This is a genomic window from Roseateles chitinivorans (assembly GCF_050632145.1).
Classification (GTDB): domain Bacteria; phylum Pseudomonadota; class Gammaproteobacteria; order Burkholderiales; family Burkholderiaceae_C; genus Roseateles; species Roseateles chitinivorans_B.
On sequence record NZ_CP192577.1, the window covers coordinates 2,507,136 to 2,533,200 of the forward strand.

Consider the following 26,065-nt stretch of genomic DNA (forward strand, 5'->3'; position numbering starts at 1 on the left):
CCTCGGGACCTTCTTTCGGATCGGATGGACGGATGATCTCGCGACGATTTGTGGGTCTTGGCGCCCTGGGTGCACTGGGGGCGGCGACGCTGCTGGCGGGCTGCGACAAGCTGGGGTTCTCCTCGGCGCCCAAGGCCAGTTTCCAGGGCGTGGACCTGACCGGCGCCGCGTACGCGCGCAGCTTCAGCCTGCCGGACCAGGACGGCCGCACCCGCACGCTGGAGGATTTCAAGGGCAAGGTCGTCGTCGTGTTCTTCGGCTTCACGCAATGCCCGGACGTCTGCCCGACCACGCTGGCCGAACTGGCGCAGGTCAAGCAGGCCCTGGGGCCGGATGGCGACAAGGTGCAGGGCGTGTTCATCACGGTCGATCCGGAACGGGACAAGCCGGAGCTGCTGAAGGCCTACCTCGGGAACTTCGACCCCGGCTTCGTCGCGCTGCGCGGCACGCCGGAGCAGCTCAAGGCCACGGCCAAGGAGTTCAAGATCTATTACGCGAAGGTGCCGGGCAAGACGCCCGACAGCTACACGATGGATCACACGGCGGCGAGCTTCCTGTTCGACCCGCAGGGGCAGGTGCGGGTGTTCTCGCGCTATGGCGCGGGGGCGCAGGCGCTGATGGGTGACATCAAGACGCTGATCGCTGGTCAATGAAGAAAAGGCCCCGCAGTGCGGGGCCTTCTCCATGGGCGCAGATCAGGCGATCAAGCGGCTTCCGCCACCATCGCCTTGCGCATCTTCTTCATCGCGGCGACTTCGATCTGGCGGATGCGTTCCGCCGAGACCCCGTACTCCGCCGCCAGCTCGTGCAGCGTCATGCCGCCGGAGCCGTCGTCGTTGACGTTCAGGTAGCGCTCCGTGACCACGCGGCGGCTGCGGTCGTCGAGCTGCTCCAGCGCCTTCTGCAGGCCATCGGTGGCCAGGCGGTCACGCGACTTCGACTCGATCACCCGCGTCGGTTCCTGCGTGTCGTCCGCCAGGTAGGCGATCGGCGCGAAGGTCTCGCCGTCGTCGTCGGTCTGCGGTTCCAGCGCGACGTCGCCGCCGGACAGCCGCGTCTCCATCTCGACCACGTCCTCGGGCTTGACGTTGAGCTCCTCCGCCACCAGGGCGATCTCGGCTTCCGTCAGCGAGGTGCGCTGCTGGTTCTCGGCATGTTCCTTCAGCGCGTGCTTCTTCGAGCGCAGGTTGAAGAACAGCTTGCGCTGCGCCTTGGTCGTCGCGACCTTGACCATGCGCCAGTTCTTCAGGATGTACTCATGGATCTCGGCCTTGATCCAGTGCATCGCGTACGAGACGAGGCGGACGTTCTGCTCCGGATCGAAGCGCTTGACCGCCTTCATCAGGCCGACGTTGCCTTCCTGGATCAGGTCGCCCTGCGGCAGCCCGTAGCCCAGGTACTGGCGCGAGATCGACACCACCAGCCGCAGGTGCGACAGCACCAGCCGACCGGCCGCGTCCACATCGCCATGCGTCTTCAGACGCGTGGCGTAATCCTTCTCTTCTTCCGGCGTCAGCAGCGGGATGTGGTTGATCGCCGTGATGTACGCATCCAGGTTCCCGAGCGATGGCACCAGGGACCAGGGATCGCGGACCTTCAATGCAAGGGTGTTGGACATGGGTTCTTTGCTCCTGTATCGGGGCGGTCCTCCGACCCGACGCCAGGAATATTAGCACTCATGCCGGATGAGTGCTAAGGCGCCGGCAATCAGATGGGTCACGGGAGGGCTACCCCTGAAACCGAGTGTGAGCCCGCCGTCTTAGGGCCGACTTAAGTCATTGATCTACCGAAGGAATCGGCAGTTCGAAGCTGAATGTCGCCCCCTCGCCGGCCGTGCTCCGGACCTGCAGCCGGCTGCCCATCAGTTCCAGCAGCCGCTGGGTGATCACCAGCCCGATCCCCGTGCCCTCGATCCCGCCGACCTCCCGGCCCAGCCGGTTGAACGGCTGGAAAAGCTGGGCCATCTGCGCCTCGGTCAGACCGGGGCCCGTGTCGCTGACGCTGAGTTCAACCTGCGAATCACCGACGCGACGCGTCCGCAGCTCCACCCGGCCGCCGTCCTGGTTGTACTTGACGGCATTGCTGAGCAGGTTGGTCAGCACCTGCTTGAGCCGGGTGGCATCGGCGCGCAGCCGGTCGACGGCAGGATCGAGCTCGACCTCGATGCTCACCCCGCGTCGCTGGCGCTGGGTCTCGATCATCGCCAGGCTGTCCGCCACGATCGGGCCCAGGTCCTGGTCGTCGATCTGCACCCGCAGGCCGCCGGCGTCCAGCCGTGACAGGTCGAGGGTGTCGTTGATCATCTGCAGCAGGTGCCAGCCCGACTGCTGGATCTGGGCGAGCCAGCCGCGCTGCCGCGCACTGAGCGTCGACTCGGGGTCCGACTCCAGCAGTTGGGAGAACCCCAGCATCGCGTTCAGCGGGGTGCGCAGCTCATGGCTCATCCGGGAGAGGAACTCGTTCTTGGCGCGGTTGGCGGCGAGTTCGGCTTCATGGATGCGTTCCAGTTCCGCCAGCCGGAGCTGTTCGCCGATGTCCTCGACGACGCCCAGCAGCCGCGCCGGCTGGCCTTGGGCGTCGCGCAGCAGGCTGACGGTGGACCGCACCGTGATCACCTGGCCCTGGCCGCCGATGTAGCGCTTGATGCGGCTGTAGCGGCCGAGTTCGCCCCGGATCAGCGCCATGCCCAGGCGGCTGTCCTCCGCGCGGTCTTCGGGATGGGTGATCGCCATGATCGAGCGCGCCTGCAACTGCTCGACGCTCAGGCCCAGCAACTGGCAGAAGTAGGGGTTGATCTCCTGCGGCCGCGCGTTGAGATCGCAGGAGACGACGCCGATCGGCGCGTGCTCGACGATGGTCTTGAAGCGGTCCTCGCTGGCGCTCAGGCGCTGGGTGGCCTCCTCGACGCGACGGGCGACGCGCGCGGTGCTGCCGGTGACCGACAGCAGCAGCAGGCCCAGCAGCGCGGTCCCGACCAGCCCCGCGATGGCGAAGGGCAGCGCGGCGCCGCCGTCGAGCGTCGGCAGGCCCGAGGGGTTGTAGACGATCAGGCGCCAGGCCCGCCCCGCGAAGTCGAAGTCTCGCGACTGGCTCGGCAGCGCGGCGGGCAGGCGCAGGCAGCGCTCGTCGCCGGCGAGCAGCGGACGACGGGTGCCGGCGGTGGTGTCGATCAGGCAGTAATCGAGCCGGCCCGCGCGCGCCGGCAGCGCGTCATGCAGCAGCGCTTCCGGACGCAGCGTCGCGAAGGCCACGCCGATCGGCCGGCGGGCGCGGCCCCCGGCGTCGCGGGGATCCGTGGAGCCGCCCTCGTAGAGCGCGCGGTAGACCACGACCCCCATCAGCGTCACGCCCGCGTCCTGCGAGAGCGGGAAGCTTTCGCTGGCCGACGGCTCGCCGGTGGCCATCGCGCGCTCCTGCGCGGCGCGCGCCTGGGGGATGTTGCGGACGTTGGCGCCCAGCGCCGGCCGGTTGCGCGCAAACGGCGCGATCAGCCGGATCGGCAGCCGGTCCTCCGCGGGATCCGGGGTCAGGTCGCCGGGGCGGCGCCATTCGTACACGCGATATCCGGCATAACCGTCGGCCTGGGCCGCGCGCTCGAACGCGGGCATGTCCTGCGGACGCACCAGCGGTGCCCAGCCGACCGCGAACACGGCGCCGCCGGCGCGGGCGCGTTCGGCATGGGCGCGTTCGAAGTCGAGGCGGCTGATGCCCGGTGCGACCAGCAGCAGGCTGTGGTTGGCCTCGAGCGCGGTCAGCGGCATGGACAGCGTGTCCGACAAGGTGTTCAGCGCGTTGACGGCCTCGAGGTCGAAGGCGTGGCGTCGGCGGCCCTCCTCGTTGCGGGCGACGTGGAGCGTGGCGCCGAACAGCAGCGCGCACGCGATCAGCAGCGGCAGGGCGACGCTCAGGCGTCGCGGTGCCCAGTGCTTGCGCGGCAGGCCGAACAGCGCCAGCGACACCGGCGCGCCGATCAGCACGCCGATCGCGTCGCCGATCCACCACGCAAGCCAATGGGAGACGAGCTGCGACGGTCCGATCGCGCCGGTGATCCACAGTGCCGCGACGCCGACGCTCGGTCCGACGAGGCAGGCGATGCCGGCGGTCGCGGCAAGGAAACGCAGCAGCTCGGCGGGCTCGCACAGCGGCGGATGTTCGCCCGTCCAGCGCCTCGCGAGCCAGGCCCCCAGCCACGCCTGCAGCACGCCGCCGACGCCGATCAGCAGATGCTGCAGCGGCTGGATGTGCGAGCGCTCGATCCCGAGCGTGAGGCTGACCGCCGCGCCGCCGATCGCGATGCCCGGCAGCGCGCCGGGGCCCCAGCGCAAGGCGGCGGCGACCGCGAGGCCGGCGGCGGGATAGATCGGGGAGACGAAGTCCGGCGGCAGGATCAGCCTCAGCGCCAGCACGCCGAGCGCGGCGTAGGCCAGCGCGAGGACGACGTTCAGGCGCACCAGCCGGACCGCCCCGCCTGAGCCGTCCGGTGGCCGTCCCTCGCCGGTCTCGTCGAGCGCCAGCGCGATGGAGGCGGACGTGGCGGGGGAGGACGCGTCGGTCATGAGCGCCAGCCTACCCTCGCCGCGACGCGCCCGGTACGTCGGTTTGCCCCCGGATCAGGCGCTTGTCCTGCGAAACCAACGCCGGCGCGAAACCAAGGACCTCGCGAAACCGGCGACGGCCCGAAACCGGCGACACAGCGCAACGACGATGGCGTCAGGCCGGCAGATCCCAGCCGAGCCCCAGGCTCTTCTGCAGCGCGACGAAGTCCTTCAGCAGCGCGGACTCGCCGTCCAGCGTCTTCAAGCGCGCGTCGGTGTCGCGGCGCTGCGCGTCGAGCAGGTCGATCTGGCTCGCGGCGCCGGCCTCACGGCGTTGCCGGGTCAGGTCCAGCGTCCGCGCCGTGGAGCCCTGCTGCGCGATCAGATGCAGGACCGACTGCCGTTGCCGGCCGAAGCGCGCCAGCGAGGTGTTGGCATCCTGCAGCGCGCCGAGCACCGTGGCCTTGTAGTTGGCGACGGCCTCATCGCGGCCCGCTTCGGCCTCGCGCACGGCGGCCGCGGTCCGGCCGAAGTCGAGGAAGTTCCAGCTCAGGTAGGGCACGGCGGCGAGCGCGAGGTTGTCGGTGCGCAGCAGCTTGCCGGGGTTGGTGCCGGCGACGCCGATGTTGCCCAGCAGGCTGAGCTTGGGGAAGTACTTCGCCTGCTCCTGGCCGATCTGCGCGTTGCGGCCGGCGAGGCGGCGCTCGGCCGCGCGGATGTCCGGACGACGCTGCAGCAGCGAGGCGGGATCGCCGATGGCGACGCTGTCCGGCGCTTGCGGCAGCGTGGTCGGCTCGGCCGTCGAGGCGGCGAGCTGTTCATCGAGCGCGCCGGGTGCCTGTCCCGTCAGCAAGGCGAGCCGGTCGAGCGAGGCGGCGATGTCCGCCGCCACGTCGGCCAGCGAGGCCTGCGTCGCTTCGCCCTGCTGGGCGCGTTGCTCGACGTCGTCGGCGCTCGCGACGCCCTGGTCGCGCCGCTGGCGCACCAGCGTCAAGGCCTGCGCGTCGAAGGCGGCCGTGTCGCGCAGCAGCGCCTGGCGGCGTTGCTGGGCGCGCAGGCCGACGTAGGTCGAGGCGACCTCCGCCGTCAACGAGACCTGCGCATCGGCGAGGTCCGCCTGCACGGCCTGCGCCTGCGCGGAAGCGGACTCGACCGCGCGCCTGGTGCCGCCGAAGAGGTCGACTTCCCAGGTCGCGTCGAAGCCGACGCTGTAGAGATGGAGCGAGCTCTCGTGGTCGGTGCCCGGCCCTTGCCAGACGCCGGCGCCGAGTGCCGAGGCCGAGCCCTTCGGGCGGCCGTTGGCTTCCTGCTCGTGGAAGGCGGCGCGCGCGGAGCGCAGACGCGCCTCGGCGGCCTGCAGCGTCGGGCTCTGGCCCAGCGCCTGCTCGACGAGTCCGTCGAGCGTGGCGTCGCCGAGTGCGCGCCACCACTGCGCCGCCACCGGCGCGGTTGCATCAGCGGAGGCGTCGTCCCGCTTGAAGCGCGACTGCTGGCGCGCATCGGCCGCCACGTCCGGCGCGCCCCGGTAGTCGGGCCCGACCGTGGTGCAGCCGGCGAGCAGCAGCATGGCGGCGGCAGCCGCGACGGCGGACAGCGTCGTCAACGTGGTGAGCCTGAGCGGCCCTGAGAGCCGGAGGCGGGAGAGGTGGGGAAAGTGGATCATGGAAGTCTCAATGCGCATCGTTGGACACCGGCGCCTTGCCGGGCTGCTGCGGTGTCTTGAGCGTGAGCGCCAGCGGCACGCAGAGCAGCAGCGCGGCCGCGAGCACATAGAAGGTTTCGGAGAAGGTCATCACGCTGGCCTGCTGGTGGAGGGTCAGCACCAGTTCCTTCATCGCCTGCAGCTGCGCGTAGGCGAGGTCGCCCACCTGCGCGAAGTGGCTGGCGGCGCTGCCGGCCAGACGTTCCTGGACGATCGTCGAATTGGCGTTGAGCGTCTCGCCGAGCCGGTCGATGTGCAGGCTGTTGCGCCGGTCGATGAAGGTGCCGATGACGGCCAGGCCGACCGAGCCGCCGAGGTTGCGTGCCATGTTGTAGATGCCGGCGGCGTCGCCCGATTCCTCGCGCGTGACCGTGGCCATCGACGCCTGGTTGAGCGGCATCATGCAGAGCATCTGCCCGACGCCGCGCAGCAGCTGCGAGCCGATGAAGTCGTGGCCGACGCTCTGCGCGGTGAGGCTGATGTCGAGCAGGCAGCTCGCGGCGAAGGCGGCCAGACCGAGGATCACCATCACGCGCAGGTCCACGCGCGAGATCAGCCGCGGCAGGATGGGCATCATCAGGAAGGCGGGCAGGCCCGCCAGCAGCATGATCGCGCCCGACTGGGCCGCGTTGTAGCCCGCGATCAGCGCCAGGAACTGCGGCACCAGGTAGGAGATGCAGTACAGCCCGGCGCCGACGGTGAACACGATGACGATGACGCTGGCGTAGTGCCAGTTGCGCAACAGGCGCAGCCGCAGGATGGGCCTGGACGCGTAGCGCTGCGACAGCGCGATCATCGCCATGCCGATCCCCGAGACCAGGCTCAGCGTGACGATCAGCGAGGACTCGAACCAGCGCTCGCGCTGGCCTTCCTCGAGCACGACGGTCAGCGTCGACAGCCCGACCGCGAGGCCGACGATGCCCAGCCAGTCGGCGCGGATGAACTCCTCCAGGTGCATGCGCTGCGCGGGCAGTCCCAGCAGCAACAGCGTGAGCAGCGCGGCGCAGACCGGCACGTTGATGAAGAAGCACCAGTGCCAGCTGGCGTTCTCGGTCAGCCAGCCGCCGAGCACCGGTCCCAGCAGCGGCCCGAGCAGCACGATCAGCCCGAACAGCGTCATGCCGACGGGGAGCTGATGCCGTGGCAGCCGCGTGCGGATGATGGTCTGCGCGGTGGGGATCATCGCGCCGCCGGTGAAGCCCTGGCCGATGCGCGCGAGGATCAGCATCGGCAGGCTGCCCGAGAGCCCGCACAGCACCGAGAAGCCGGTGAACAGCGCCGCGTTGCCGACCAGGAAGTTGCGCAGCCCGAAGACGCGCGTGAGCCACGCGGCCAGCGGGATCATGACGATCTCCGACATCAGGTAGCCGGTGGAGATCCACGTGCCCTCGGTGCCGGTCGCGCCGATCGCGCCCTGGATCTGCGGCAGCGCCGAGTTGGTGATGGAGATGTCCAGCGTCGCCATCAGCGCGCCGAGCGCGCCGGCCGCGACGGCGATCCAGTCGCCGGTGCCGGCATTGGGCTCCGCGTGCGGGGCGGCTCCGGGAGCGCCGGACGCGCCCGACGCGTCGGGCACGCCGGGAGCACCGGGCGCGGCCGACGGGACGGCCTCAGCCATGGCGCGCTCCGCGGGTATCGACGTCGGTCGTCACCGACAGTCCGGGCAGCAGGCGCTCGTGCAGCGTCGGATCGGCCTTCGGGTCGAGCTGCACGCGGATGCGCACCGGCACGCGCTGGACGATCTTCGTGAAGTTGCCGGTGGCGTTCTCCGACGGCAACAGCGCGAATTGCGCGCCGGTGCCGGGGGAGAAGCTCTCGACGGTGCCGTGCAGGTCGAGGTCGGGCAGGGCGTCGACGTGCAGCGTCACCGGCTGGCCGGCGCGCATGCGGCCGATCTGCGTCTCCTTGAAGTTGGCCACGAGGTACACGTCCTGCGTCGGCACGACGGTCATCATCCGCGTGCCCGGCTGCACGAACTGGCCGACGCGCACGGTGGTGTCGCCGATGCGGCCGTCGATGGCGGCCCGCACGACGGTGTCGTCGACGTCGAGGTGGTTCTGGCGCAGCGCGGCCTCGGCGGCCTCGACCTGCGCCTTCGATTGCGCGACCTGCGCCTCGCTCGACTTCAGCCGGCCGTCGGCGGCCTTCACCGCGGCTTCGGCGGCGGCCAGCGTGGCGACCGCCTGGTCGCGGGTGTTGCGCAGCTCGGCCAGGCGCTCCGCGGTCGTCGCGCCGGTGGCGGCCAGCGGCGTGTGGCGCGTCACCTCGTCCTGCGCGTGGGTCAGCGCCAGGCGCGAGGCCCCGGCCTGGGCGCGGGTCTGCGCGAGCTGGCCCTGCTGCTGGAGGATGTCCGCCTCGAAGCGGCGGATGTCGGCCTTGCGGCCGTCGATGGTCGCCTGCGACTGGTCGGCGGCGGCCTGGTACTGGCGCGCGTCCAGCTTCACGAGCGGATCGCCGCGCTTCACGGCCTGGTTGGCGACCACGTAGACCTGCGTCACGTAGCCGCCCACCTTGGGCGCGGCGGTGACGCTGTCGGCCTTGAGGTAGGCGTCGTCGGTGGTCTCGATGAAGCGGCCGGTGGTCCACCAGTGCAGGCCGTACGCGCCGGCGGCCACCAGCGCCGCCGCGGCGATGACGAGCAGCACGGGCCTGCGCTTCGAGGACGGCTTCGGGGCCGGGGCGGGGGAGGACGCCGGGGCGTCGGGCCCGTTCGGGCCGGCGGGGGTCTGGGACGACATCGGAGTGGCCGGGTGGACCGGCTCGCAGAATTATTCCGGTCGCTATCTTTTTCCAGTTGGAAGATTTCTGTCAACTGGTATATTTTTGACTTCTGCCATCGGCGTGCGTTGGTCGACGGGGCCTTCACGGGACCTTGACGGCGCCGGCGCCGCGGCGGCCAGCTGTCCCCCTGCCATGACCGAACGTCCCGTCCGAGCTCCCCGACATCGTGCCGACACCGCCTACGCGCGCGGCGAAGAGACCCGCCGCCGCATCATCGAGGTGGCGTTGCGGCTGTTCAGCGAGCGTGGTTTCGAGGGGGCGTCGACGCGCGAGATCGCGACGGCGGCAGGCGTGAATGCGCCGGCGCTGCAGTACTACTTCGACAACAAGGAAGGCGTGTACCGGGCCTGCGCGCAGTACATCGCGGACAGCTCGGCCGCGCATTTCGGGCCGGTGGTCGAACAGACCCAGGCGGTGCTCGACGACCCGGCGGCGACGCCGGACCAGCTCTTCGAGGCGTTCGGGGTGATGCTGGATGCGCTGACCGATTTCCAGCTGCTGCCCGACGACGCCGAGTACCGCCGGCTGTTCATCGCGCACGAGCAGATCGGGCATGCGCCGGGCGTGCTGTTCGAGATCTTCGACAAGACGCTGCGTCCGCGGATGGGCGAGCTGTCGGCGCGCGTGGTCGCGCGTTACTGCGGCATGTCAGAGAAGGACCCGCTGCTGGCGATGCGCGTGATGATGCTGTGCGGGCAGGTGATGGTGTTCTCGCTGGGGCGACGGACCATGCTGACCAAGCTCGGCTGGGAGCGCTTCGGACCGGAGGAGGTCGCGACCATCAAGCGGTCCTCGCGCGCGCACAGCCGCGTGCTGATGGACAGCTGGCGCGACGAGTCGCGCCAGGACACGGCCAGCCGCTGACGGGGCATCAGGCCGCCGCCAGCGCCTCCGCCAGGGCCACCGCATCGGCGCCGGCCGGAATCCGCATCGGCGCCGCCGGATCGGTGACCGCGCGCCAGACGGCCTCGGCCACCTCCTGCGCCTGGGTCACCGGGGTCGACAGGTCGCGGACGGCGGCGAAGACGCGGTCACGGAACTCCGTGTAGGCCTCGGGCACGCTGTCGCTCATCAGCTTGCGCGCGTTGTCGCCGAAGCTCGTGCTCGGCGAGCGGCCCGGCAGCACCAGCCGCGCGCGGATGCCGAAGGGCTCGAGCTCCAGCGCGAGCGATTCGGTGAACGCATTCACCGCGGCCTTGCTGCCGGTGTAGACCGACAGCAGCGGCAGCGACTTCAAGGTCACGCTCGAGGTGACGTTCACGACCACGCCGGCGCGGCGCTCGCGGAACTGCGGCAGCACCGCCTGCGTCATCGCGATCGTGCCCAGCACGTTGGTCTCGTAGAGGGCGCGGGCGTTGGCCATGTCGACCGCCTCGAGCGGCGACAGCAGACCGACACCGGCGTTGTTGACCAGCGCATCGATCGGACCGGCGTCCCAGAGGCATTGGCGGATGCTGGCGGCGTCGGTCACGTCGAGCGGCAGCACGCGCAACGCCTCGGAACGCGGCAGCAGGTCTTCGCGCGGCGTGCGCATCGTCGCGATGACGCGCCAGCCCTGGTCGAGGAAGAAACGCGCCGTCTCGAGGCCGAAGCCGGACGAGCAGCCAGTGATCAGGACGGTGGAAGCACGGGACATCAAGGACTCCTTGGTTGGGGGTGTCCTCACGATAGGGATAGACGGCTGGACTGGCTACACTGCCGAGTCCATTCATTTGTCGAGATCGTCCAGATGATCCAGGCAGCCACCGCAGCCACCGCAGCCACCGCAGCCACCGCAGCCACCGCAGCCACCGCAGCCACCGCAGCCACCGCAGCCACCGCAGCTCCAAGGGGCCTGATTGGCCCGACGAGCCCGACGAGCCCGACGCCGCCGGTGGTCGACCCGCTGGCGGAGGTCGTCTCGCTGCTGCGCCCCCAGGCGCCGTACGCCAAGCTCGTCGTGGCGACGGCCCCATGGGCCGTGCGCCGCAGCGAGACGGGGCGTCCGTTCTACTTCGTCGCGCTGGAAGGCGCCTGTCACCTGACGATCGACGGACCGACGCACAGCGAGACGATCACCGTGCAGCAGGGCGACTTCGTCCTGCTGCCGGCCGCGCGCAACTTCGCGACGTCCAGCCTGGACCGCCAGCCGCCGCGCGAGGGCGAGCCGGTCACGACGCCGATCGCGCCGATGCCCGGAGGTGCGCGCATCGGCGATCCGGACGGGAAGGTCGACATGCGGCTGCTCGTCGGCCACTGCGTGCTCGGCTCGCCGGACGCGGAGCTGCTGGTGTCGCTGCTGCCGCGGTGGGTGCACGTGCGCGGCGAAAGCCGCCTGTCGACGCTCGTCCAGCTGGTCGGCGACGAGTCCCGCGCGCATCGGCCGGCACGCGAGATCGTCATGTCGCGCCTGTTGGAGGTGCTCTTGATCGAGGCGTTCCGTTCGACGGCGAGCACGGCGCAGACACCCGGCCTCGTGCGGGGCCTCGCCGATCCGAAGCTGGCGCAGGCGCTGCGGCGCATGCATGAGGCGCCGGCGCTGCCGTGGACCGTCGCCGAGCTGGCGACGGAGGCCTCGATGTCGCGCTCGGCCTTCTTCGATCGCTTCAGCCGTGCGATCGGCGTTGCGCCGATGACCTACCTGCTCGGCTGGCGCATGGCGTTGGCCAAACAATGGTTGCGGCAGCGCGAGCTGTCGATCGCGGAGATCGCCGAGCGCGTCGGCTACAGCGCCGTCGGTCCGTTCGGCGTCGCGTTCACGCGGCACGTGGGCATGCCACCGGGACGTTACGCCCGGCGGCCGAATGAAAGCATGAATGTCGAAGTCTGAGCTGTCCAAGCCGGTGTGGAACGGCGCCACGCTGCTGGGCCTGGTGGCCATCCTCTTCTGGAGCACGTCCGTCGGCGTCACCCGCAGCACGATCGAGTTCCTGGGCCGGACGGGCGCGCCGGCCGTGCTGTTCACGGTGTCCGCGCTGCTGCTCCTGCCGACGCGCACGTCGCTGCGCGAGATGCCGCGGCGCTATCTCTGGCTGGGCGCCGCGCTGTTCGTCGGGTACGAGCTCTGCTTCGTCCTCGCGCTCGGCTTCGCACGCTCGCGCCACGAGGCCATCGAGGTCGGCATGGTGAACTACCTCTGGCCGAGCCTGACGGTGCTGTGCTCCGCGATCGCCGGCCGCAAGCGGCTGAACGTGTGGATGCTGGGCGGACTGGCGCTGGCCTTCGCCGGGGTGATCGCGGCGTCGTCGCCGCCGGAAGGGCTGTCGCTCAGCCAGTTCTTCCACAACGCGGCGTCGAACCCGCTGAGCTACGGCCTGGCCTTCATCGGCGCCATCGTGTGGGCCCTCTACAGCACCTGCACGAAACACATGGCCGAGGGCAAGAACGCGCTCTGGTTCTTCATGGCGCTGAGCGCGGCCGGATTCTGGATCGTGCACGCGTGCAACGTCGAGCGCACGCCGATGAACTGGTCGACGCACGTGGTCATCCAGGTCGCGCTGGCGAGCGCCGCGGTGACGCTGGCGTACATGCTCTGGAACATCGGTGTGCTGCGCGGGAACATCCATGTGCTCGGCCTCGCGGCGAACGGGACGCCGTTGATGTCGGCGCTGTTCGCGTCGGTGCTGCTGAGCGCGCCCTTGCCGCCGGTGTTCTGGGGCGGGGCGGCGATGGTGGCGATCGGCTCGCTGATCGCGGGGATGGGCGCAAGGCGATCGGCATGAGCGACGTGAGCGGTCTGATCGGCCCCACCGGTCCGCCGCCGTCCTGATCGCGTCTATCCCGACGCGCTGCCGAGTCCTGTCAGCAGACCCTGCTGTCACGCGCCTGCCATCCGGGTTCCTACATTGGCCTCACCGGCCGCGCCGGGCGTTGCCGCGCAGCGCCGCGCGATCCGGTTTGTTCAACAAGTCCAGGAACGACCATGGCATTGACCGTCACCCCCCACCTCAACTTCCGCGCCCAGGCCCGCGAGGCACTGACCTTCTATCACGGCATCTTCGGCGGCGACCTCATGGCCGTGACCTACGGCGAGGCGCATGCGGCGCGTTCCGAGGCCGACACGGCCCTGGTGCTCTTCGGCCAGGTCGTGGCGCCGAACGGCTTCCGCGTCATGGCCTACGACGTGCCGACCGACCTGAGCTGGGATCGCGGCGACCGCGCCTTCTTCGTCTCGATCCAGAGCGGCGACGCCGACGAGATCTCGGCCTTCTGGAAGCAGTTGGCCGAGGGCGCCTCGATCCTGCAGGATCTCGGCCCCTCGGCCTGGTCGCCGGCCTACGGCATGCTCACCGACAAGTTCGGCGTGACCTGGGCGTTGAGCGTCGCCACGTTCTGACCGGGGAGGCTCAGGCCGCCGGTTGCAGCAACTCCACCTGCCGTCCGCTCAGCAGCGGCAGGATGCGCTGCACCACCAGGTCCTGGTAGTGGGCCGAGGCGCGGTGCGCGTCGATGGCGGCCTGGTCGGCATAGCGCTCCAGCAGGAGCAGCTCCCCCGGCACGCCGACGCTCTGGAACGCCTCGTAGCCCTGGCAGCCGGGCTCGGCCAGCGATTGCTCGCGCAGCGCGGCGACCAGCGGGAGCACCGCCTGCACCGCCTCCGGCGCCATGCGCCAGCGGGCCACGACGACGATCGGGGCAACGGCGCTCATGCGACGTCCTTGTTCAGCGCGGCCACGATCTCCTTCGCCAGCGGGGCGCCGGACGCCGGGTTCTGACCCGTCATCAGGCGGCCGTCGACGACGACCTTGGGCTGCCACACGTCGGCCTTGTCGTAGATCGCGCCTTCCTCGGCCAGCGCGCTTTCCAGCAGGAACGGCACGTCGGCGATGGCGTAGCCTTCCTCCTCGGCATTCGAGAATGCGGTGACGCGACGTCCCTTCAGGAACGGCGTGCCGTCGTCGAGCGTCACACCGGCGAAGGCCACGGGACCGTGACACACGGCGGAGACGATCTTGCCGCCGTTCCAGGCGCGGATCACCGCCTGCTTCACGTCGGGATCGGTCGCGATGTCGGCCATCGGGCCGAGACCGCCCGGGAAGAAGATCGCGTCGTAATCCAGCACGTCGACCTCGGACAGCTTGCGGCTGCGCGACAGGCGCCGGAAGGCGGCGCTTTCGCGGAAGGCCCGCTGCGCCGGGTCGGTCTCGTCATACGCGTCCGAGGGCGGCGTGCCGCCGAGCGGCGACACAAAATCGACGGCAACGCCGGCGTGGTCGAATACCTCGAACGGATGCGCGACCTCGGCGAAGAAGTAACCCGTCGGGCGATGGTTCGGGCCGATCCGGGCGGTGTTGGTCAGGACGAAGAGGACATGCTTGACGGTCATGATGAGCTCCTTGGCGGTGCCCGCGTCGCGGGCGGAATCGAAGGTCGTCGCTCCCTGGGGGAGATGAATATCGACGTCGCCAGGGAATGATGGGCGTTCGACTTCAATTCATGAAATTTATTCGATGGATATCAGTCATTCACAGAGGAGCATGACTCCGGGCTTCGTCTGGCTCTCCGAGGCCGCACGCGTGCTGACCTTCCGTGCGCCGCGCTGGGAGCGGCTGGACGGCGGACCATGGACGCTGGTCGCGCTCGTGCTGCTGTCGCTGGCCGTCGGTCTCGGCCTGCAGCGCGAGGCGATCGACGGCGCCGCCACCTTCGAGTGGAGCGCGATCTACAAGAGCTGGAGCGGCACGCTCGTGTCGGTGTGGATCTGCTGGCTGCTGCTCGCTTCGGCCGGACGACGGGAGCCGGGACCCGCCCATGTCGGCACCTTGGTGTCGCTGCTCGTTGCCGTGACGCTGCTGCTGAACATCGTCGACGGTGCCGTGGCGAAACTCGCGCCCGCGGTGTTCGGCTCGCCCGACGACTGGCCCGACGGGGCGCGCTGGGTCGAGTGGCTGTTCCCGATGGTCTGGGAGGGGTTGGCGAGCTTGCGCTTGTGGTGGCGGCTCACCACCTCCGGCGCGGTGCGTGTGATCGCGCTCCTGCTCACGCCGCTGCCGATCGCGATCAGCGGCTGGCTCGATCCGATGTATTTCTGGTGGCCGGCGCGATCGGCCGATGCGAACGAGCAGTACGCGGGACTCTCGCTGAGCGAGGAGGTCCTCGACACGCAGTCGCAGCTGATGGCCGACGCGCTGCGCGCGTTGCCGCCGTCGCAACCTGGCATCGTGAACGTCTACGCCGCGACCTACGCGCCGTATGCCTCGCAGGACGTCTTCATGCATGAGAGCGCCGTGGTCGCGAAGACGATGACCGAGCGTTTCGGGACCGCCGGGCGCACGGTGCAGCTGGTGACGAACGCCAAGTCGCAGAACGCGATCCCATGGGCCACGCGGCCGAATCTCCACAAGACCATCGCGCGCATGGGCGCGGTCATGGACCGCGAGAAGGACGTGCTGTTCCTGCACCTGACCTCGCACGGCGGCCGTGACGGCCTGCTCGCCACGGACTCGTACCCGCTGGAGACCGAGCCGATGACCCCCGCGCTGCTCAAGCAGTGGCTCGACGAAGCGGGGATCCGCTGGCGGGTGATCTCGATCTCGGCGTGCTTCTCCGGCAGCTGGATCGCTCCGCTGGCCGACGACGGCACGCTGGTGATGACGGCGGCCGATGCGACGCACACGTCCTACGGCTGCGGCTCGCGCTCGCCGTTGACCTTCTTCGGACAGGCGATGTATGTCGACGCGTTGAAGGAGACCTGGTCCTTCCAGCAGGCGCATGCACGGGCGCGCCAACTGATCGAGGTCCGCGAGAAGGACGTGGGGAAGACCGATGGCTACTCGAATCCGCAGATCCGCGAAGGCGCTGCGATCGGCGACGTGCTGAAGCGTTTGGAGGCGCAGCAGCGGGATCGCTGATGCGCTTCACATCAGCGGAGGGACTTGAGCACGATCATCAGGATCATCAGCATGCTGCAGCAACAGAACATCGCAATTGCGACAGTGATTTCGAAGTGAGCGCACAGCCAATGAAAATCGCTCTTGAAGAGTATGAGATCGGCTTTGGAGAGTGTGCGATCAGCCTCGGTTCCGTTTTCCATTCATCACCTCACTTTCAGCGAGTCATTGCGGAGAGAGAAATCTACGCCCGCAGGCCGGGCTTGGCACTGACTGGTTCTGAGGCTTCTCGCTGCGATTCGACGTGAATGAGTGGTCTGCATTCACAGCAATGAGTGATCGCGGCTCATGCTGTGCAACCATCGCAACACCTGACCCCGAATCGAGTACGGTCATCGCGGCGGCCCATTGCGCGAGCGCTCGGCTTCGCTCAAAATCCGGCACATCATGAAGACCTCCCAAGTGATCAAGGCGACTTTCGCCACCTGACGCGCCCTCCGATCGCATTCGGAAGGCGTGCGCGCCTTCCGGTCTTCCACAGAACCCCGGCAGGCCCAGCGCCCTCCGGGGTTTTCTGTTTTCTGTTTTCCGCTTTCCCTTTTCCGCCACTCGTTGTCGAGTCAAACCATGCGCACCCGCACCTACGACAAGCTGATCGCGACGATTCCCGCCCGCCGGACTTGCGTCCGCGCGCGCCCGCGCTCCGGCTCTCGATCCGGCATCCCGCCGCATCCCTCTCGACGCTAGCCCGCATCAGGTGAATCCGCCTGAGGGCAGCGTCTTGCCCTCAGATTCCGAAAGAAGGATTCACCATGAACCCCGTCCACAAGCCCCTGCGCAACCTCGGCGTCATCGCGCACGTCGACGCCGGCAAGACCACCACCACCGAACGCATCCTGTTCTACACGGGCGAGAGCCATCGCATCGGCGACGTCAACGACGGCACCACCCGCATGGACTTCGATCCGCAGGAACGCCGCCGCGGCATCACGATCAACAGCGCCGCCGTGTCCGTCCACTGGAAGGGCACGCAGCTCAACCTGATCGACACGCCCGGGCACATCGACTTCAACATCGAGGTCAACCGCTCGCTGCGCGTGCTCGACGGCGCGGTGGTGGTGTTCGACGGCGTCGCCGGCGTTGAGCCGCAGACCGAGACCAACTGGCGCCTCGCGGACAAGTACCGCGTGCCGCGCATCGCCTTCATCAACAAGCTGGACCGCGTCGGCGCGGACTTCCTGCGCGTCGTGGCGATGATGGAGGAGCGTCTCGGCGCGACCGTGCTGCCGCTGCAGATGCCGATCGGCGCGGAAGGCGACTTCCGCGGCGTCGTCGATCTGATCGCGATGAAGGCGCTTGTCTGGGAACGCGACGACGCGTCGGCGCCGTACGTCGAATCGGACGTGTCCGCCGCGATGCTCGACCAGGTGCTCACCCATCGCAGCCGCCTGGTCGAGGCCGTGGTCGAACAGGACGACGCTGCGCTCGCGGCCTACCTCGACGGTCAACCGATCGATGAAGCGATGCTGCGCCGCTGCATCCGGCGCGGTGTGCTGTCGGGCGCGTTCGTGCCGGCGCTCGCGGGCTCGGCGTTCCGCAACCGCGGCGTGGAACCGCTGCTGGACGCGGTCGTCGACTACATGCCAGCGCCCGAGGACATCCGTCGCGCCGACATCGACGACGCGGAGACGTCGCCGTCCGATCCGGACGGCCCCTTCGCCGCGCTCGCCTTCAAGGTCGCGGCGGACGGTCACGGAACGATGGTCTTCGTGCGCGTCTATCGCGGACGTCTGCGGCGTGGCGATGCGGTGCTCGACGTCAACACCGGACGCATGGAACGGGTCGGGCGGCTCTACGAGATCCAGGCGGACGACCGCGTGGAACGCGACGAGCTGCGCGCCGGCGACATCGCCGCGGTGATCGGCCTGAAGGAGACGCTGACCGGCCACACGCTGTGCGACCCGGCGAGTCCGTTGCATCTCGAGGAGATCAGCGTGCCCGAGCCGGTGATCGACGTGGCCATCGAGCCGAAGACGCGCGACGACGTGGCGCAGCTGTCGAAGGCGCTGCAGTCCATGCTGCGCGAGGACCCGAGCCTGCGGATGCGCTTCGACGGCGAGACCGGGCAGACGATCCTCTCCGGCATGGGCGAGCTCCAACTGGAGGTCTCGATCGAGAAGCTGCGCGCGCGCCACGGCGTGGAGGTGCAGGTCGGCCGACCGCAAGTGGCGTATCGCGAGACGCTCGGACGGGCGGTGGACGTGCATCACGTCCACAAGAAGCAGAGCGGCGGCCCCGGGCAGTTCGCCGAGGTCGTGCTGCGCTTCGAGCCGCTGCCGCGCGGCGAGGGCGTGCGTTTCGAGAGCCGTGTCGTCGGCGGCGCGATCCCCCGCGAGTTCATTCCTGCGGTGGAAGCGGGCATCCGGCGCGCGGCGCTCAGCGGCGTGATTGCAGGCTTCCCGTGCGTGGACTTCCAGGTCACGCTGCTGGACGGCGGTTTCCACGAGCGCGACTCGTCGGCGATGGCGTTCGAGCTCGCGGCGGCGAATGCGACGCGCGAGGCCTTTGCGAAGGCCGATGCGCAGCTGCTGGAGCCGGTGATGGCGGTCGAGGTCGTCACGCCAGCCGAGGCGCTCGGCGACTGCATCGGCGACCTGAATCGCCGGCGTGGTCTGGTCCGCGGGCAGGAGATGCGCGGCTCGGCGATCGTCGTCGACGCCCAGGTGCCGCTGAGCGAGATGTTCGGCTACATCGGCAACCTGCGCGCGCTCTCATCGGGCCGCGCGTCGTTCTCGATGCAGTTCGAGCGTCATGAACTGGCGCCGCGCAAGGTGCGCGACGCCGTCGTCCAGTGATCGACTGATCGTCGTCTGACAGCCGCCTGTGGAGGGCGGCTCCAAGGGAGCCCGTGAAAGCGGGCTCCCTTTTTCGTCAGTGCGCCGCCTGGCGACGACGCGTCGTGAACCCCAGCGCGCCCAGGCCGAGCGCGGCCAGCAGCGCGGAGGTCGGTTCCGGGACCGCTGACACCGCCAGGTTCAGCGACGCGTTGAGCGGCTGCACGTCGCTCCACAGGTAGCTCAAGCCATGGTTGAGGTTGCCGGCATCGGTGATCAGGCCGACCTGCGCGAGGCCGCCCTGCAGCGCGTCGAAGTGCAGCGTGCCGAGCAGCAGCGAGGTCTGACCGTTGTTGGCGACGCCGGGGAAGCTCGATCCGCCGAAGGTGCCGGCGCCCAGCCAGGGGCTGTCGTCGTCCCAGCCGGCGGCGGCGGTGAAGCTGCCGAAGGAGAGCTTGGTCGTGTCGTAGCTGAGGCGGAAGCCGAAGGACAGCAGTTCCTCGTCCGACGGCAGACCGCCGAATGGATCCACCAGGCTGATGAGCAGGTCCACGCCTTCACCGACCTTGGCCGGGCCGGCGGTGGTGAGCGAGACGGTGGCGGCATGGGCGGCCGGGGCGGCCAGCGAGGCGATCGCCAGCGCGGCGGCGGCGAGCAGGGGCTTGAGGGTCATGAGGGTTCTCACAGGGTGCTGAAGAGCTGGTACCAGACGCGGTAGTCCGCTTGCGTGATGCACTTGTCGCCGTCCATGTCGGCCAGCGGCTCGAAGCGTGCGTCACCGGCGCAGCTGCCGATGGCGTTGCGCAGCGTGTCGCGGTCGGCGGCGGTGACGGCGCCGTCGGCGTTCACGTCGCCGTTCTTGCGGATGCGCACCGGCAGGCGCGCCGCGGCTTCGCCGTAGCCGTCGTTGAGGAACAGGCCGAGGAAGTAATCGCCCTCCGGCTGACCCGCGAGCGCGAACACCTGCGATCCCGACGTGCTCGCCACGTAGTTCCACTTCAGCGAGCCGGGACCGCCGGGTGTCATGCCGACGCGGTAGAGGCCGATCCAGTTCGTCGTGCTCGACGGCAGGCCGGTCCAGGTCAGCGAGACGTTGCCGCCGATGCGCACGCGGTCGACGTCGGCCTTGAAGGTGGCCGTCGGCGTGCTGGGCGGCAGCACCGGCGGCGCATTCCACGTGACCTGCGCCAGGCCGTTCAGCACCGGATCGGTGAAGTCGAGGCCAGCGCCTTCGACGTGGCCGGCCAGGCGGCGCTGGAAGACGTTGTCGCCGTCGACGGTGACGAGCAGGTCGTACCAGCCGTAGCTCGACGTGACCGCACGGACATGGTCGCGACTCGAGCCCGCCGGCACGTCGAGCGTCACGACGGTCTTGTCGCCGTAGGCGTTGTCGATGACGCGGAAGCGCATCGCCTGCGCGCTCGCGTTGCGCAGCGTCAGCGTGATGCTGGCGGTCGAGGGCTGTTCCTTCAGGCTGGTCGCGGCCAGGCGGCCGATGCCGTCGAAGCTCATGCGGAACTCGCGCAGGAAGCCGTTGTCGCCGTGCACGGCGAGCTGCAGCGGCGCGCTGCTCCAGTTCCAGACTTCCTGGTCGATGCGCTTGCTCGGCTCGACGGTGTAGTGCCACGGGCCGTCGGTGCGCAACGTCGAGTAGACGATGAACGCGGCCGTGACGCTGCCTTCGTTGGCGAAGCTCAGCGCGAACTGGCGCGCGTTGGTCGCGGCGATGCCCTCGACGGTCGAGCGGTACGGCAGCGGCACTGCGCGGCGCGGGATGCCGCTGGTGGCCTTCTCCTGCCGCGGCAGGCTCTGGTTGGTCGGCGGCAGCGCGTCCTTCGTGCCCCAGCCCTTGAAGTACACGGCGTTCGCCGGCACCGAGGACGGGAACTCGGCGCCGCCGGACTTGAAGTCGAAGGCGCTGGTCATGTCGCCGCAGACCGCGCGGCGCCACGGCGAGATGCCGTTGCACTGCACGCTGTTGCGCGGATGGCCGAGCGCGACCAGCCATTCCTCGGTGAAGCGGATCAGCGAGGTGTGGTCGAACAGCTGCGAGCAGACGCGGCCGCCCTTGCTCCACGGCGAGATCACCAGGGTCGGCACGCGAGGGCCGAGGCCGATCGGCTGGCTGTTGGCGATCTCGCCCTGCGTGGCGTTGGTCATCGTCGTGCGGCCGCGGTCGCTGTTCAGCGGCGCCATCACCGACGGCATGTGGTCGAAGAAGCCGTCGTTCTCGTCGTAGGTCAGGATCAGCGCGGTCTTGGACCAGACCTCGGGCGTCTGCACCAACGCCTGCAGCAGCCGCGCGGTGAAGTTCTCACCGGCGTTGGGCGTGTCGTCGGGGTGCTCGCAGTACTCGGTCGGCGCGCAGATGTAAGACACGCGCGGCAGGTTGCCGCTGCGGACGTCGGCGGCGAACTGGTCGATCAGCCACTGGCCCGTGGTGCCCGGTGCGTTGGCCTGCGTCGATCCCGCCGCCAGCGCGCGGCCCTTGCGGTACAGCGGCGAGGCGCTGGTCAGCTTCTGCCCGTTGGCGTCGGTGCGGAAGTTCTTGAAGTACTGGAGGTAGTTGTCGCCGTAGTTGTCCCACTCCTGGTAGACCTTCCAGCTCACGCCGGCGGCCTCCAGGGTCTCGGCGTAGGTCAGCCACTCGTTGCCCTTGCCGGCGGGGTTGTCGTTGGCGATGTCGCCGTTGTAGGTGCCGTTGGTGACGTTGTAGAGCTTGGAATCGGCGATGCCGGTCACGACCGCGTTGCTGTGGCCGGTGAGGGCGTAGAAGCGGTTGGGGTCGGTCGGGCCGAAGATCGAGCAGTGGTACGCGTCGCAGACGGTGAACGCGTCGGCGAGGGCGTAATAGAAGGGCAGGTCGCTGCGGTCGAAGTAGCCCATCGTGCGGGACGACTTCTTCGGCACCCAGACGTTCCAGTCCTTCCAGGTGGCCTCGGTGCCTTTCCAGCTGTGGTCCAGGCCGACGCGCAGCGCGTTGGTGTTGCGGATGTCGAAGTGGTAGGGCAGGACCTGCGAGCCGACGGCGGTGCCGGGCTGCATCCAGACGGGCTGGCCGGAGGGCAGGGCGATGGGGCGCGGATCGCTGTAGCCGCGCACGCCGGCGAGCGTGCCGAAGTAGTGGTCGAAGGAGCGGTTCTCCTGCATCAGGATGACCACGTGCTCGACGTCGGCGAGGGTGCCGGTGGCGTTGTTGGCGGGTGTGGCGAGCGCCTGGCGGAGGGTCTGCGCGAACGAATGGCTGCTCGCCATGCCGGCGACCGCGGCCGTCAGGAAAGACCGGCGGGATGTCGTGCTCATGAAGCTTCACCTGGGAGGTCGTGAAGCGCGTGATTTTTTCGCGGAGGAAGTCAGCAGCGTGAAGGGACGACGTAGCGCCCGGGGTCGCCACCACCATCGGTGCGAGCAGCGGAGGCGGTGCCCGTCCCCGCTGGCGGTGTCACGGCGTGACCGCCGTGGTTGCGCCTGTCGATACCGCGGCATCGCGGCGACGGCCGCGTCGACGGGCTGTCCCACACTGCGCGGCGTTGCTTTTCAACGAGGGAAGAGATGAGACGCGTGATCTGGACGTTGATCCTGGGGGCGATGGCGCTGGGCCTGATGCACTGGAGCCAGAAGCACGGCAACGTGGTGCCGGACTGGGCCTTCCTGGTCATCCTCTCGCCCGTCCTCTGGATGACCCTCGCCGAGGATGACGCCGACGAGTTCGATGGCCCGCTGGGCGGCGCGGTCCGCGGCATGGCGCTGATCGTCCTGCTGATCGGCAGCGTCGGGGCGCTCATCGTCGGACTGGTCGGACTCGGGCTGCGCAACGGTCATGGCTGGGAGGCGCTGCTGGTGTATGCGCTGCCGGCCGGCATCGCCGGCCTGGCGTTCTGCGTGCTCAGCCTGATGCGGGCGAGGGAGTAATCTCGTTCCCATGCAAGACGTGACCGACCTGCTCGCTGCTTACGACGATCAACTCCGCTCCGACGCCGAGACGCCCAGCGCCATTGCCGTGACGCGCCTGGGCCCGCTGCGGCTGGTGACCTTCGCGCGCGGACGCGGCTTCGTGACCTACCGCGATCTCGGCGGCGCCGATGCGGCGGAGATCCGCCGGCTCGTCGGGGAAGCGCAGCGGCACTATCAGGCCGATCCTTCCATCACCCACGTCGAATGGAAGTCGCGCGGGCATGACCTGGCACCGGGACTGCACGAGGCGCTCCTCGAGCACGGCTTCCAGCCTGACGCGCCGGAGTCGATCATGGTCGGCGAAGCGCGCCTGCTGGTCGCCGACGTGACCTTGCCCGAGGGCGTGACGCTGCGCACCATCCGCGAACCGCAGGAAGTCGCCCGCATGTGCGCGATGCAGGCGGAGGTCTTCGGCGACCATGATCCCGATCCGATGACCCGGTCACTGCTGGAGCGGCTCGCCCGCGCCGACGGCATGTCGCTGTGGATCGCGGAGGCCGGCGGCGAGGTCATCACCGCCGGACGGCTGGAGCCGGTGGCCGGCACGGACTTCGCCGGCATCTGGGGCGGCGCGACGCGTCCGGCGTGGCGCGGACGAGGCGTCTATCGCGCGCTGACGGCGGCGCGTGCGCGCGAAGCGCTGGCGCAGGGGAAGACGCTGATCCACAGCGACTCGACCGACTTCTCGCGGCCCATCCTCGAGGCCTCGGGGATGGTCAAGGTGTCGACGACGACGCCGTACAACTGGGAGCGCCGCCTGGCGCGCGGTGTCACGCCCTGACCCCCTCGGTCGCGGGAACCGGCACCGGAAAGACGCGGCTATCGTCGCAGGCGTCGCGGCGCTCACACTGCGCGGCATCGCTGCCAACTGCTCCAGTCTTCACGTCCATGTCGCCCGGTGTCTTCTTCCTGGTCTTCAGCGTGCTGCTTTACCTGGGCTCCCTCGCGCTGCCGGCGATCCACTTCGCCCAGGGCGACGTTCACAGCGGGTTCTTCCTGCTCTGCCTGGGCTACCTCAATGGCAGGGTCCACTGGCTCGCCAATCCCTTGGTGTGGACCGCCTGGCTGCTGTTGGCCCTGCGCAAGCCCGTGCCTGCGCTGATCGTGCTGGGCGCCGCCGTTGCGCTGATGCTCGGCGCGCTGCAAGTGCGCGAGGCGCTCTGGTCCTGGTCCTGGAACAGCACGACCTCGATCCGGCTGAAAGTCGTCGCGCTGGGCACGGGTTACTGGGTCTGGCTTTCGAGCGCGATCGTCGCCGGGATCGGCGCGCTGGCCGATTGGGGCGGCCGGGTGGTGGCGCGTGCGGGCAAGTCGCGGTGAGCGGGACGGCGCGACTCAGACAACGCTTGCCCGGCGCGTGCCGGCGCGGCGCTCACTTCATCGGATCTTCTTCCGGCGCTTGAGGTCCCTCGGCGGCATGGCTGCCCGCCGCGCCGAGTCCGATCCCCGCGCCGAGACCGCCGGCACCCGCTGCGCCGCCACCTCCGCCGCCGCCGCCGCGTGAACTGCCTTCACGCCCACCGGCGCCGGAGCCCTTGCCGGCTCCGCTGCCTGCCGGCCTCAGCGGCCCCTGCTTCGGAATCACGACGGACGCCGGGATCGGATCGAGCTCCAGCACCTCGCGGATGAAATCGCGCAACGAGGCGACGAGCGCCGCCGTCTCCACCGGCTTGCCCGTGACCATGTCCTGCGCCGCCTGCGCGGCGAGCCGCACCTGCTCATCGGTGCCGAGCAGGATGATGTCGGACAGCGCGGCCTCGACCGCATCGCGCATGCGGCGCGCGCGATCGGACGCGCCGATCGCCATCGTGCCGGGCTCGGCGAGCTGGCGCAGTTCCCGCAGATGGCGCGGGTCGACGGCCAGCGTGCCGGTGAACGAGCCGCCCAGCGTCTTGTACGCCGCGATCAGCGTCTTCAGCCGTTCATTGATCTGACGGTTGGCGCGCTCGCGCCGCTGCTGCACCGACTGCATCACGAGCAGCCGCACGCCGACGGCGATCAGCGACACGATGACGAGCCCGATCAGCGTCGAGAGCATCGTCTGCCAGGAGGTGAAGTCGAGGGCGCCGCGCATGGGGTGGTCTCCGGAATGAAGGGAGAGGGGCAATGCGAAGGCCCGATGTCCCGTTCATGGCGGAGACTTCTGTCGACACCGCTAAACCCCAGGCACGCCTCGCCACCGCAGGATCACATGCGACAGCGCAAAGCCGATGCTCGCGGAGGCGAAGAAGCCTGGAACCGACCCGTTGAAGGCATCCGGATTCGAATGCCAGCACCTCATCGCCAGGTGGGCGGATCCGACGAGGCTGGCCACGGCCATGAGCAGCAGCGGTTTCAGGCGAGCCAGGAAGGCCTGGCTGCCGCCTGCGCCGAGGCGCTGGTCGATGAGTTCGGCGATCCACGGTGACAGGAACGGCGAACGCGTGGTCCAGAACGCGCCGATGCTGAAGAACAGCGCGGGCATCACCAGGAGAAACACGGTCGCTTCGCGCGGGACAGGCATCGGGGTCGAGCAGAACAGGCGTTCACTCTGCGCCGATAGCGCGAGCAGATTGGCGCCGAGGAGGCCGACCCAGATGACCACGATCAGCGCGGTCGATCCCCGGCCGGCTGGCGCGACGGCGCCCGGCGATGCCGAAGCGGGCGATGCGGGCAATGCGGGCAATGCGGGCGACACGGCTGGCGGCGGCGGAGGCGCCGCCAGTCCCTCCAGCAGATCTTTTCGACGCAGCGCGATGAAGCGCCACACCACGACCGAGACCAGCGAGAAGAGCACCCAGAGGCGACTGAACACGCCATAGAGCCGCTGGTTCAGCCGGTCGTAGGTCGCCTCGTCGATCTCGACGGCAGGACCGTCGTTGACGCGCTCGAAGTAGCGGGTACCCTCCGCGTGCCATTGATGCCTGGTCACTGGCGTGCCGTCTCTCGTCTGGACAGACGCCCACGGCGACGGCCCCCAGCTCGGCACGGCGACGACGGCGCCGGTCGCCGCAGCCGCCAGCACCCACGGCGCAAGCAGCTCCCCCAGACGAGGAGACGCCCGACCTGCCGGCGCGGCGTCGAGACGCTTGATCGTCCACATCGCCGTACCGGCGAAGACGACAAGGGCGACGTGGTTCCACATCAGGAACGGCACGATCCACGCCCACGCCGTCCGTGTGCTCGCGATGGTTGCGATCAGGCTGACGACGAACAGGGCGACCGATCCGCGGGCCATCAGCCGCGCGCGACGCAGGTGTCGTTGGGTGCTCACGCCGTTGCGCTCAGCACGCAACCGATCGCCAGCAGCGCCAGTGCCGTGCGCAGCGCCACCATGCGCTGCCGCTCCTCGAGCGGGGCAGGGGTCAGGTCTTCTCCCTCGAGCACGAACTCGCCGGTCGCCGGCACGGTCTGATCGGTCATCGCTTCCTCCCTCGTCCCGGTCCGGTGGTCCGGACCTCTGTGGGCGAA

Annotated in this window: 24 protein-coding genes; 11 read left to right on the top strand and 13 right to left on the bottom strand. The window is 69.5% G+C overall.

Going from position 1 to position 26,065, the window contains the following annotated elements; all coding sequences use genetic code 11:
• Positions 1-32: 32 nt before the first annotated feature.
• Positions 33-653, top strand: coding sequence for an SCO family protein (locus tag ACQ86G_RS11495; protein WP_431260671.1), 621 nt, complete (start codon positions 33-35; stop codon positions 651-653).
• A gap of 50 nt (positions 654-703) precedes the next feature.
• Here the strand turns inward: ACQ86G_RS11495 and rpoH are convergent, their stop codons facing one another.
• The 5 genes from rpoH to ACQ86G_RS11520 all read right to left on the bottom strand — a co-directional run bounded on the left by rpoH (position 704) and on the right by ACQ86G_RS11520 (position 8,975).
• On the bottom strand, positions 704-1,618 hold the full coding sequence (rpoH, locus tag ACQ86G_RS11500; protein ID WP_431260672.1) for an RNA polymerase sigma factor RpoH: 915 nt from the start codon (positions 1,616-1,618) through the stop codon (positions 704-706).
• A gap of 157 nt (positions 1,619-1,775) precedes the next feature.
• The gene (locus ACQ86G_RS11505; RefSeq protein WP_431260673.1) at positions 1,776-4,556 is read right to left on the bottom strand and encodes an ATP-binding protein; all 2,781 of its coding nucleotides are present in this window, start codon (positions 4,554-4,556) and stop codon (positions 1,776-1,778) included.
• Positions 4,557-4,710: 154 nt separating this feature from the next.
• The gene (locus ACQ86G_RS11510; protein ID WP_431261383.1) at positions 4,711-6,102 is read right to left on the bottom strand and encodes an efflux transporter outer membrane subunit; all 1,392 of its coding nucleotides are present in this window, start codon (positions 6,100-6,102) and stop codon (positions 4,711-4,713) included.
• Positions 6,103-6,205: 103 nt separating this feature from the next.
• Positions 6,206-7,855: an MDR family MFS transporter gene (locus tag ACQ86G_RS11515; protein ID WP_431260674.1), complete on the bottom strand. Its 1,650-nt coding sequence runs from the start codon at positions 7,853-7,855 to the stop codon at positions 6,206-6,208.
• Positions 7,848-8,975: an HlyD family secretion protein gene (locus ACQ86G_RS11520; protein WP_431260675.1), complete on the bottom strand. Its 1,128-nt coding sequence runs from the start codon at positions 8,973-8,975 to the stop codon at positions 7,848-7,850. Before ACQ86G_RS11520 ends, ACQ86G_RS11515 begins: the two co-directional genes overlap by 8 nt.
• Positions 8,976-9,150: 175 nt before the next feature.
• Between ACQ86G_RS11520 and ACQ86G_RS11525 the strand changes: the two genes are divergently transcribed.
• Positions 9,151-9,882, top strand: coding sequence for a CerR family C-terminal domain-containing protein (locus tag ACQ86G_RS11525; RefSeq protein WP_431260676.1), 732 nt, complete (start codon positions 9,151-9,153; stop codon positions 9,880-9,882).
• A 7-nt stretch (positions 9,883-9,889) separates the two neighbouring features.
• On the opposite strand, the gene ACQ86G_RS11530 is transcribed toward ACQ86G_RS11525, so the two are convergent.
• Positions 9,890-10,654 carry an SDR family oxidoreductase gene (locus ACQ86G_RS11530; RefSeq protein WP_431260677.1) on the bottom strand — a complete coding sequence of 255 codons (765 nt, stop codon included), beginning with the start codon at positions 10,652-10,654 and terminating at the stop codon, positions 9,890-9,892.
• Positions 10,655-10,891: 237 nt separating this feature from the next.
• Between ACQ86G_RS11530 and ACQ86G_RS11535 the strand changes: the two genes are divergently transcribed.
• The 3 genes from ACQ86G_RS11535 (at position 10,892) to ACQ86G_RS11545 (ending at position 13,333) form a co-directional block, all read left to right on the top strand.
• Positions 10,892-11,827: an AraC family transcriptional regulator gene (locus tag ACQ86G_RS11535; RefSeq protein ID WP_431261384.1), complete on the top strand. Its 936-nt coding sequence runs from the start codon at positions 10,892-10,894 to the stop codon at positions 11,825-11,827.
• Positions 11,814-12,719 carry an aromatic amino acid DMT transporter YddG gene (gene yddG, locus ACQ86G_RS11540; protein WP_431260678.1) on the top strand — a complete coding sequence of 302 codons (906 nt, stop codon included), beginning with the start codon at positions 11,814-11,816 and terminating at the stop codon, positions 12,717-12,719. Before ACQ86G_RS11535 ends, yddG begins: the two co-directional genes overlap by 14 nt.
• Positions 12,720-12,919: 200 nt before the next feature.
• On the top strand, positions 12,920-13,333 hold the full coding sequence (locus tag ACQ86G_RS11545; protein WP_431260679.1) for a VOC family protein: 414 nt from the start codon (positions 12,920-12,922) through the stop codon (positions 13,331-13,333).
• A 10-nt stretch (positions 13,334-13,343) separates the two neighbouring features.
• On the opposite strand, the gene ACQ86G_RS11550 is transcribed toward ACQ86G_RS11545, so the two are convergent.
• The gene (locus ACQ86G_RS11550; protein WP_431260680.1) at positions 13,344-13,646 is read right to left on the bottom strand and encodes a putative quinol monooxygenase; all 303 of its coding nucleotides are present in this window, start codon (positions 13,644-13,646) and stop codon (positions 13,344-13,346) included.
• Positions 13,643-14,323 carry a type 1 glutamine amidotransferase domain-containing protein gene (locus ACQ86G_RS11555; RefSeq protein ID WP_431260681.1) on the bottom strand — a complete coding sequence of 227 codons (681 nt, stop codon included), beginning with the start codon at positions 14,321-14,323 and terminating at the stop codon, positions 13,643-13,645. The genes ACQ86G_RS11550 and ACQ86G_RS11555 overlap by 4 nt, the downstream gene beginning before the upstream one ends.
• Positions 14,324-14,474: 151 nt before the next feature.
• Between ACQ86G_RS11555 and ACQ86G_RS11560 the strand changes: the two genes are divergently transcribed.
• The 3 genes from ACQ86G_RS11560 (at position 14,475) to fusA (ending at position 18,682) form a co-directional block, all read left to right on the top strand.
• Positions 14,475-15,848: a C13 family peptidase gene (locus ACQ86G_RS11560; RefSeq protein ID WP_431260682.1), complete on the top strand. Its 1,374-nt coding sequence runs from the start codon at positions 14,475-14,477 to the stop codon at positions 15,846-15,848.
• Positions 15,848-16,135 carry a hypothetical protein gene (locus ACQ86G_RS11565; RefSeq protein ID WP_431260683.1) on the top strand — a complete coding sequence of 96 codons (288 nt, stop codon included), beginning with the start codon at positions 15,848-15,850 and terminating at the stop codon, positions 16,133-16,135. The genes ACQ86G_RS11560 and ACQ86G_RS11565 overlap by 1 nt, the downstream gene beginning before the upstream one ends.
• A gap of 504 nt (positions 16,136-16,639) precedes the next feature.
• Positions 16,640-18,682, top strand: coding sequence for an elongation factor G (gene fusA, locus ACQ86G_RS11570; protein ID WP_431260684.1), 2,043 nt, complete (start codon positions 16,640-16,642; stop codon positions 18,680-18,682).
• 76 nt (positions 18,683-18,758) lie between these two features.
• Here fusA and ACQ86G_RS11575 read toward each other — a convergent pair whose 3' ends face one another.
• Both ACQ86G_RS11575 and ACQ86G_RS11580 read right to left on the bottom strand, forming a co-directional pair.
• On the bottom strand, positions 18,759-19,334 hold the full coding sequence (locus ACQ86G_RS11575; RefSeq protein ID WP_431260685.1) for a PEP-CTERM sorting domain-containing protein: 576 nt from the start codon (positions 19,332-19,334) through the stop codon (positions 18,759-18,761).
• An 8-nt stretch (positions 19,335-19,342) separates the two neighbouring features.
• Positions 19,343-21,964, bottom strand: a complete 2,622-nt coding sequence (locus tag ACQ86G_RS11580; RefSeq protein ID WP_431260686.1) for a phosphocholine-specific phospholipase C — start codon at positions 21,962-21,964, stop codon at positions 19,343-19,345.
• Between the two features lie 249 nt (positions 21,965-22,213).
• Here ACQ86G_RS11580 and ACQ86G_RS11585 point away from each other — a divergent pair, with 249 nt between their 5' ends.
• The 3 genes from ACQ86G_RS11585 to ACQ86G_RS11595 all read left to right on the top strand — a co-directional run bounded on the left by ACQ86G_RS11585 (position 22,214) and on the right by ACQ86G_RS11595 (position 23,935).
• Positions 22,214-22,573, top strand: coding sequence for a hypothetical protein (locus tag ACQ86G_RS11585; RefSeq protein WP_431260687.1), 360 nt, complete (start codon positions 22,214-22,216; stop codon positions 22,571-22,573).
• 10 nt (positions 22,574-22,583) lie between these two features.
• Entirely contained in the window at positions 22,584-23,396 is an 813-nt protein-coding gene (locus tag ACQ86G_RS11590) for a GNAT family N-acetyltransferase (protein ID WP_431260688.1), read from the top strand.
• A gap of 107 nt (positions 23,397-23,503) precedes the next feature.
• The gene (locus tag ACQ86G_RS11595; RefSeq protein WP_431260689.1) at positions 23,504-23,935 is read left to right on the top strand and encodes a hypothetical protein; all 432 of its coding nucleotides are present in this window, start codon (positions 23,504-23,506) and stop codon (positions 23,933-23,935) included.
• A gap of 52 nt (positions 23,936-23,987) precedes the next feature.
• Here the strand turns inward: ACQ86G_RS11595 and ACQ86G_RS11600 are convergent, their stop codons facing one another.
• The 3 genes from ACQ86G_RS11600 to ACQ86G_RS11610 all read right to left on the bottom strand — a co-directional run bounded on the left by ACQ86G_RS11600 (position 23,988) and on the right by ACQ86G_RS11610 (position 26,017).
• Complete coding sequence (locus ACQ86G_RS11600) at positions 23,988-24,689, bottom strand: hypothetical protein (RefSeq protein WP_431260690.1); 702 nt, start codon at positions 24,687-24,689, stop codon at positions 23,988-23,990.
• A gap of 81 nt (positions 24,690-24,770) precedes the next feature.
• Positions 24,771-25,868 carry a hypothetical protein gene (locus tag ACQ86G_RS11605; protein WP_431260691.1) on the bottom strand — a complete coding sequence of 366 codons (1,098 nt, stop codon included), beginning with the start codon at positions 25,866-25,868 and terminating at the stop codon, positions 24,771-24,773.
• A complete protein-coding gene (locus ACQ86G_RS11610) occupies positions 25,865-26,017 on the bottom strand; it encodes a hypothetical protein (RefSeq protein WP_431260692.1) in 153 nt (50 codons plus the stop codon). The genes ACQ86G_RS11605 and ACQ86G_RS11610 overlap by 4 nt, the downstream gene beginning before the upstream one ends.
• Positions 26,018-26,065 lie beyond the last annotated feature (48 nt).

What these genes read in the sequence shown, in the direction of transcription:
- ACQ86G_RS11565 (WP_431260683.1), top strand. Translation starts at nt 15,848, where the DNA reads ATGCGCTTCACATCAGCGGAGGGACTTGAGCACGATCATCAGGATCAT.
- ACQ86G_RS11505 (WP_431260673.1), bottom strand. Translation starts at nt 4,556, where the DNA reads ATGACCGACGCGTCCTCCCCCGCCACGTCCGCCTCCATCGCGCTGGCG.
- fusA (WP_431260684.1), top strand. Translation starts at nt 16,640, where the DNA reads ATGAACCCCGTCCACAAGCCCCTGCGCAACCTCGGCGTCATCGCGCAC.
- ACQ86G_RS11530 (WP_431260677.1), bottom strand. Translation starts at nt 10,654, where the DNA reads ATGTCCCGTGCTTCCACCGTCCTGATCACTGGCTGCTCGTCCGGCTTC.
- ACQ86G_RS11515 (WP_431260674.1), bottom strand. Translation starts at nt 7,855, where the DNA reads ATGGCTGAGGCCGTCCCGTCGGCCGCGCCCGGTGCTCCCGGCGTGCCC.
- ACQ86G_RS11580 (WP_431260686.1), bottom strand. Translation starts at nt 21,964, where the DNA reads ATGAGCACGACATCCCGCCGGTCTTTCCTGACGGCCGCGGTCGCCGGC.
- ACQ86G_RS11510 (WP_431261383.1), bottom strand. Translation starts at nt 6,102, where the DNA reads ATGCTGCTGCTCGCCGGCTGCACCACGGTCGGGCCCGACTACCGGGGC.
- ACQ86G_RS11575 (WP_431260685.1), bottom strand. Translation starts at nt 19,334, where the DNA reads ATGACCCTCAAGCCCCTGCTCGCCGCCGCCGCGCTGGCGATCGCCTCG.
- ACQ86G_RS11560 (WP_431260682.1), top strand. Translation starts at nt 14,475, where the DNA reads ATGACTCCGGGCTTCGTCTGGCTCTCCGAGGCCGCACGCGTGCTGACC.
- ACQ86G_RS11525 (WP_431260676.1), top strand. Translation starts at nt 9,151, where the DNA reads ATGACCGAACGTCCCGTCCGAGCTCCCCGACATCGTGCCGACACCGCC.
- ACQ86G_RS11495 (WP_431260671.1), top strand. Translation starts at nt 33, where the DNA reads ATGATCTCGCGACGATTTGTGGGTCTTGGCGCCCTGGGTGCACTGGGG.
- rpoH (WP_431260672.1), bottom strand. Translation starts at nt 1,618, where the DNA reads ATGTCCAACACCCTTGCATTGAAGGTCCGCGATCCCTGGTCCCTGGTG.
- ACQ86G_RS11520 (WP_431260675.1), bottom strand. Translation starts at nt 8,975, where the DNA reads ATGTCGTCCCAGACCCCCGCCGGCCCGAACGGGCCCGACGCCCCGGCG.
- ACQ86G_RS11585 (WP_431260687.1), top strand. Translation starts at nt 22,214, where the DNA reads ATGAGACGCGTGATCTGGACGTTGATCCTGGGGGCGATGGCGCTGGGC.
- ACQ86G_RS11555 (WP_431260681.1), bottom strand. Translation starts at nt 14,323, where the DNA reads ATGACCGTCAAGCATGTCCTCTTCGTCCTGACCAACACCGCCCGGATC.
- ACQ86G_RS11590 (WP_431260688.1), top strand. Translation starts at nt 22,584, where the DNA reads ATGCAAGACGTGACCGACCTGCTCGCTGCTTACGACGATCAACTCCGC.
- ACQ86G_RS11610 (WP_431260692.1), bottom strand. Translation starts at nt 26,017, where the DNA reads ATGACCGATCAGACCGTGCCGGCGACCGGCGAGTTCGTGCTCGAGGGA.
- yddG (WP_431260678.1), top strand. Translation starts at nt 11,814, where the DNA reads ATGTCGAAGTCTGAGCTGTCCAAGCCGGTGTGGAACGGCGCCACGCTG.
- ACQ86G_RS11600 (WP_431260690.1), bottom strand. Translation starts at nt 24,689, where the DNA reads ATGCGCGGCGCCCTCGACTTCACCTCCTGGCAGACGATGCTCTCGACG.
- ACQ86G_RS11595 (WP_431260689.1), top strand. Translation starts at nt 23,504, where the DNA reads ATGTCGCCCGGTGTCTTCTTCCTGGTCTTCAGCGTGCTGCTTTACCTG.
- ACQ86G_RS11550 (WP_431260680.1), bottom strand. Translation starts at nt 13,646, where the DNA reads ATGAGCGCCGTTGCCCCGATCGTCGTCGTGGCCCGCTGGCGCATGGCG.
- ACQ86G_RS11545 (WP_431260679.1), top strand. Translation starts at nt 12,920, where the DNA reads ATGGCATTGACCGTCACCCCCCACCTCAACTTCCGCGCCCAGGCCCGC.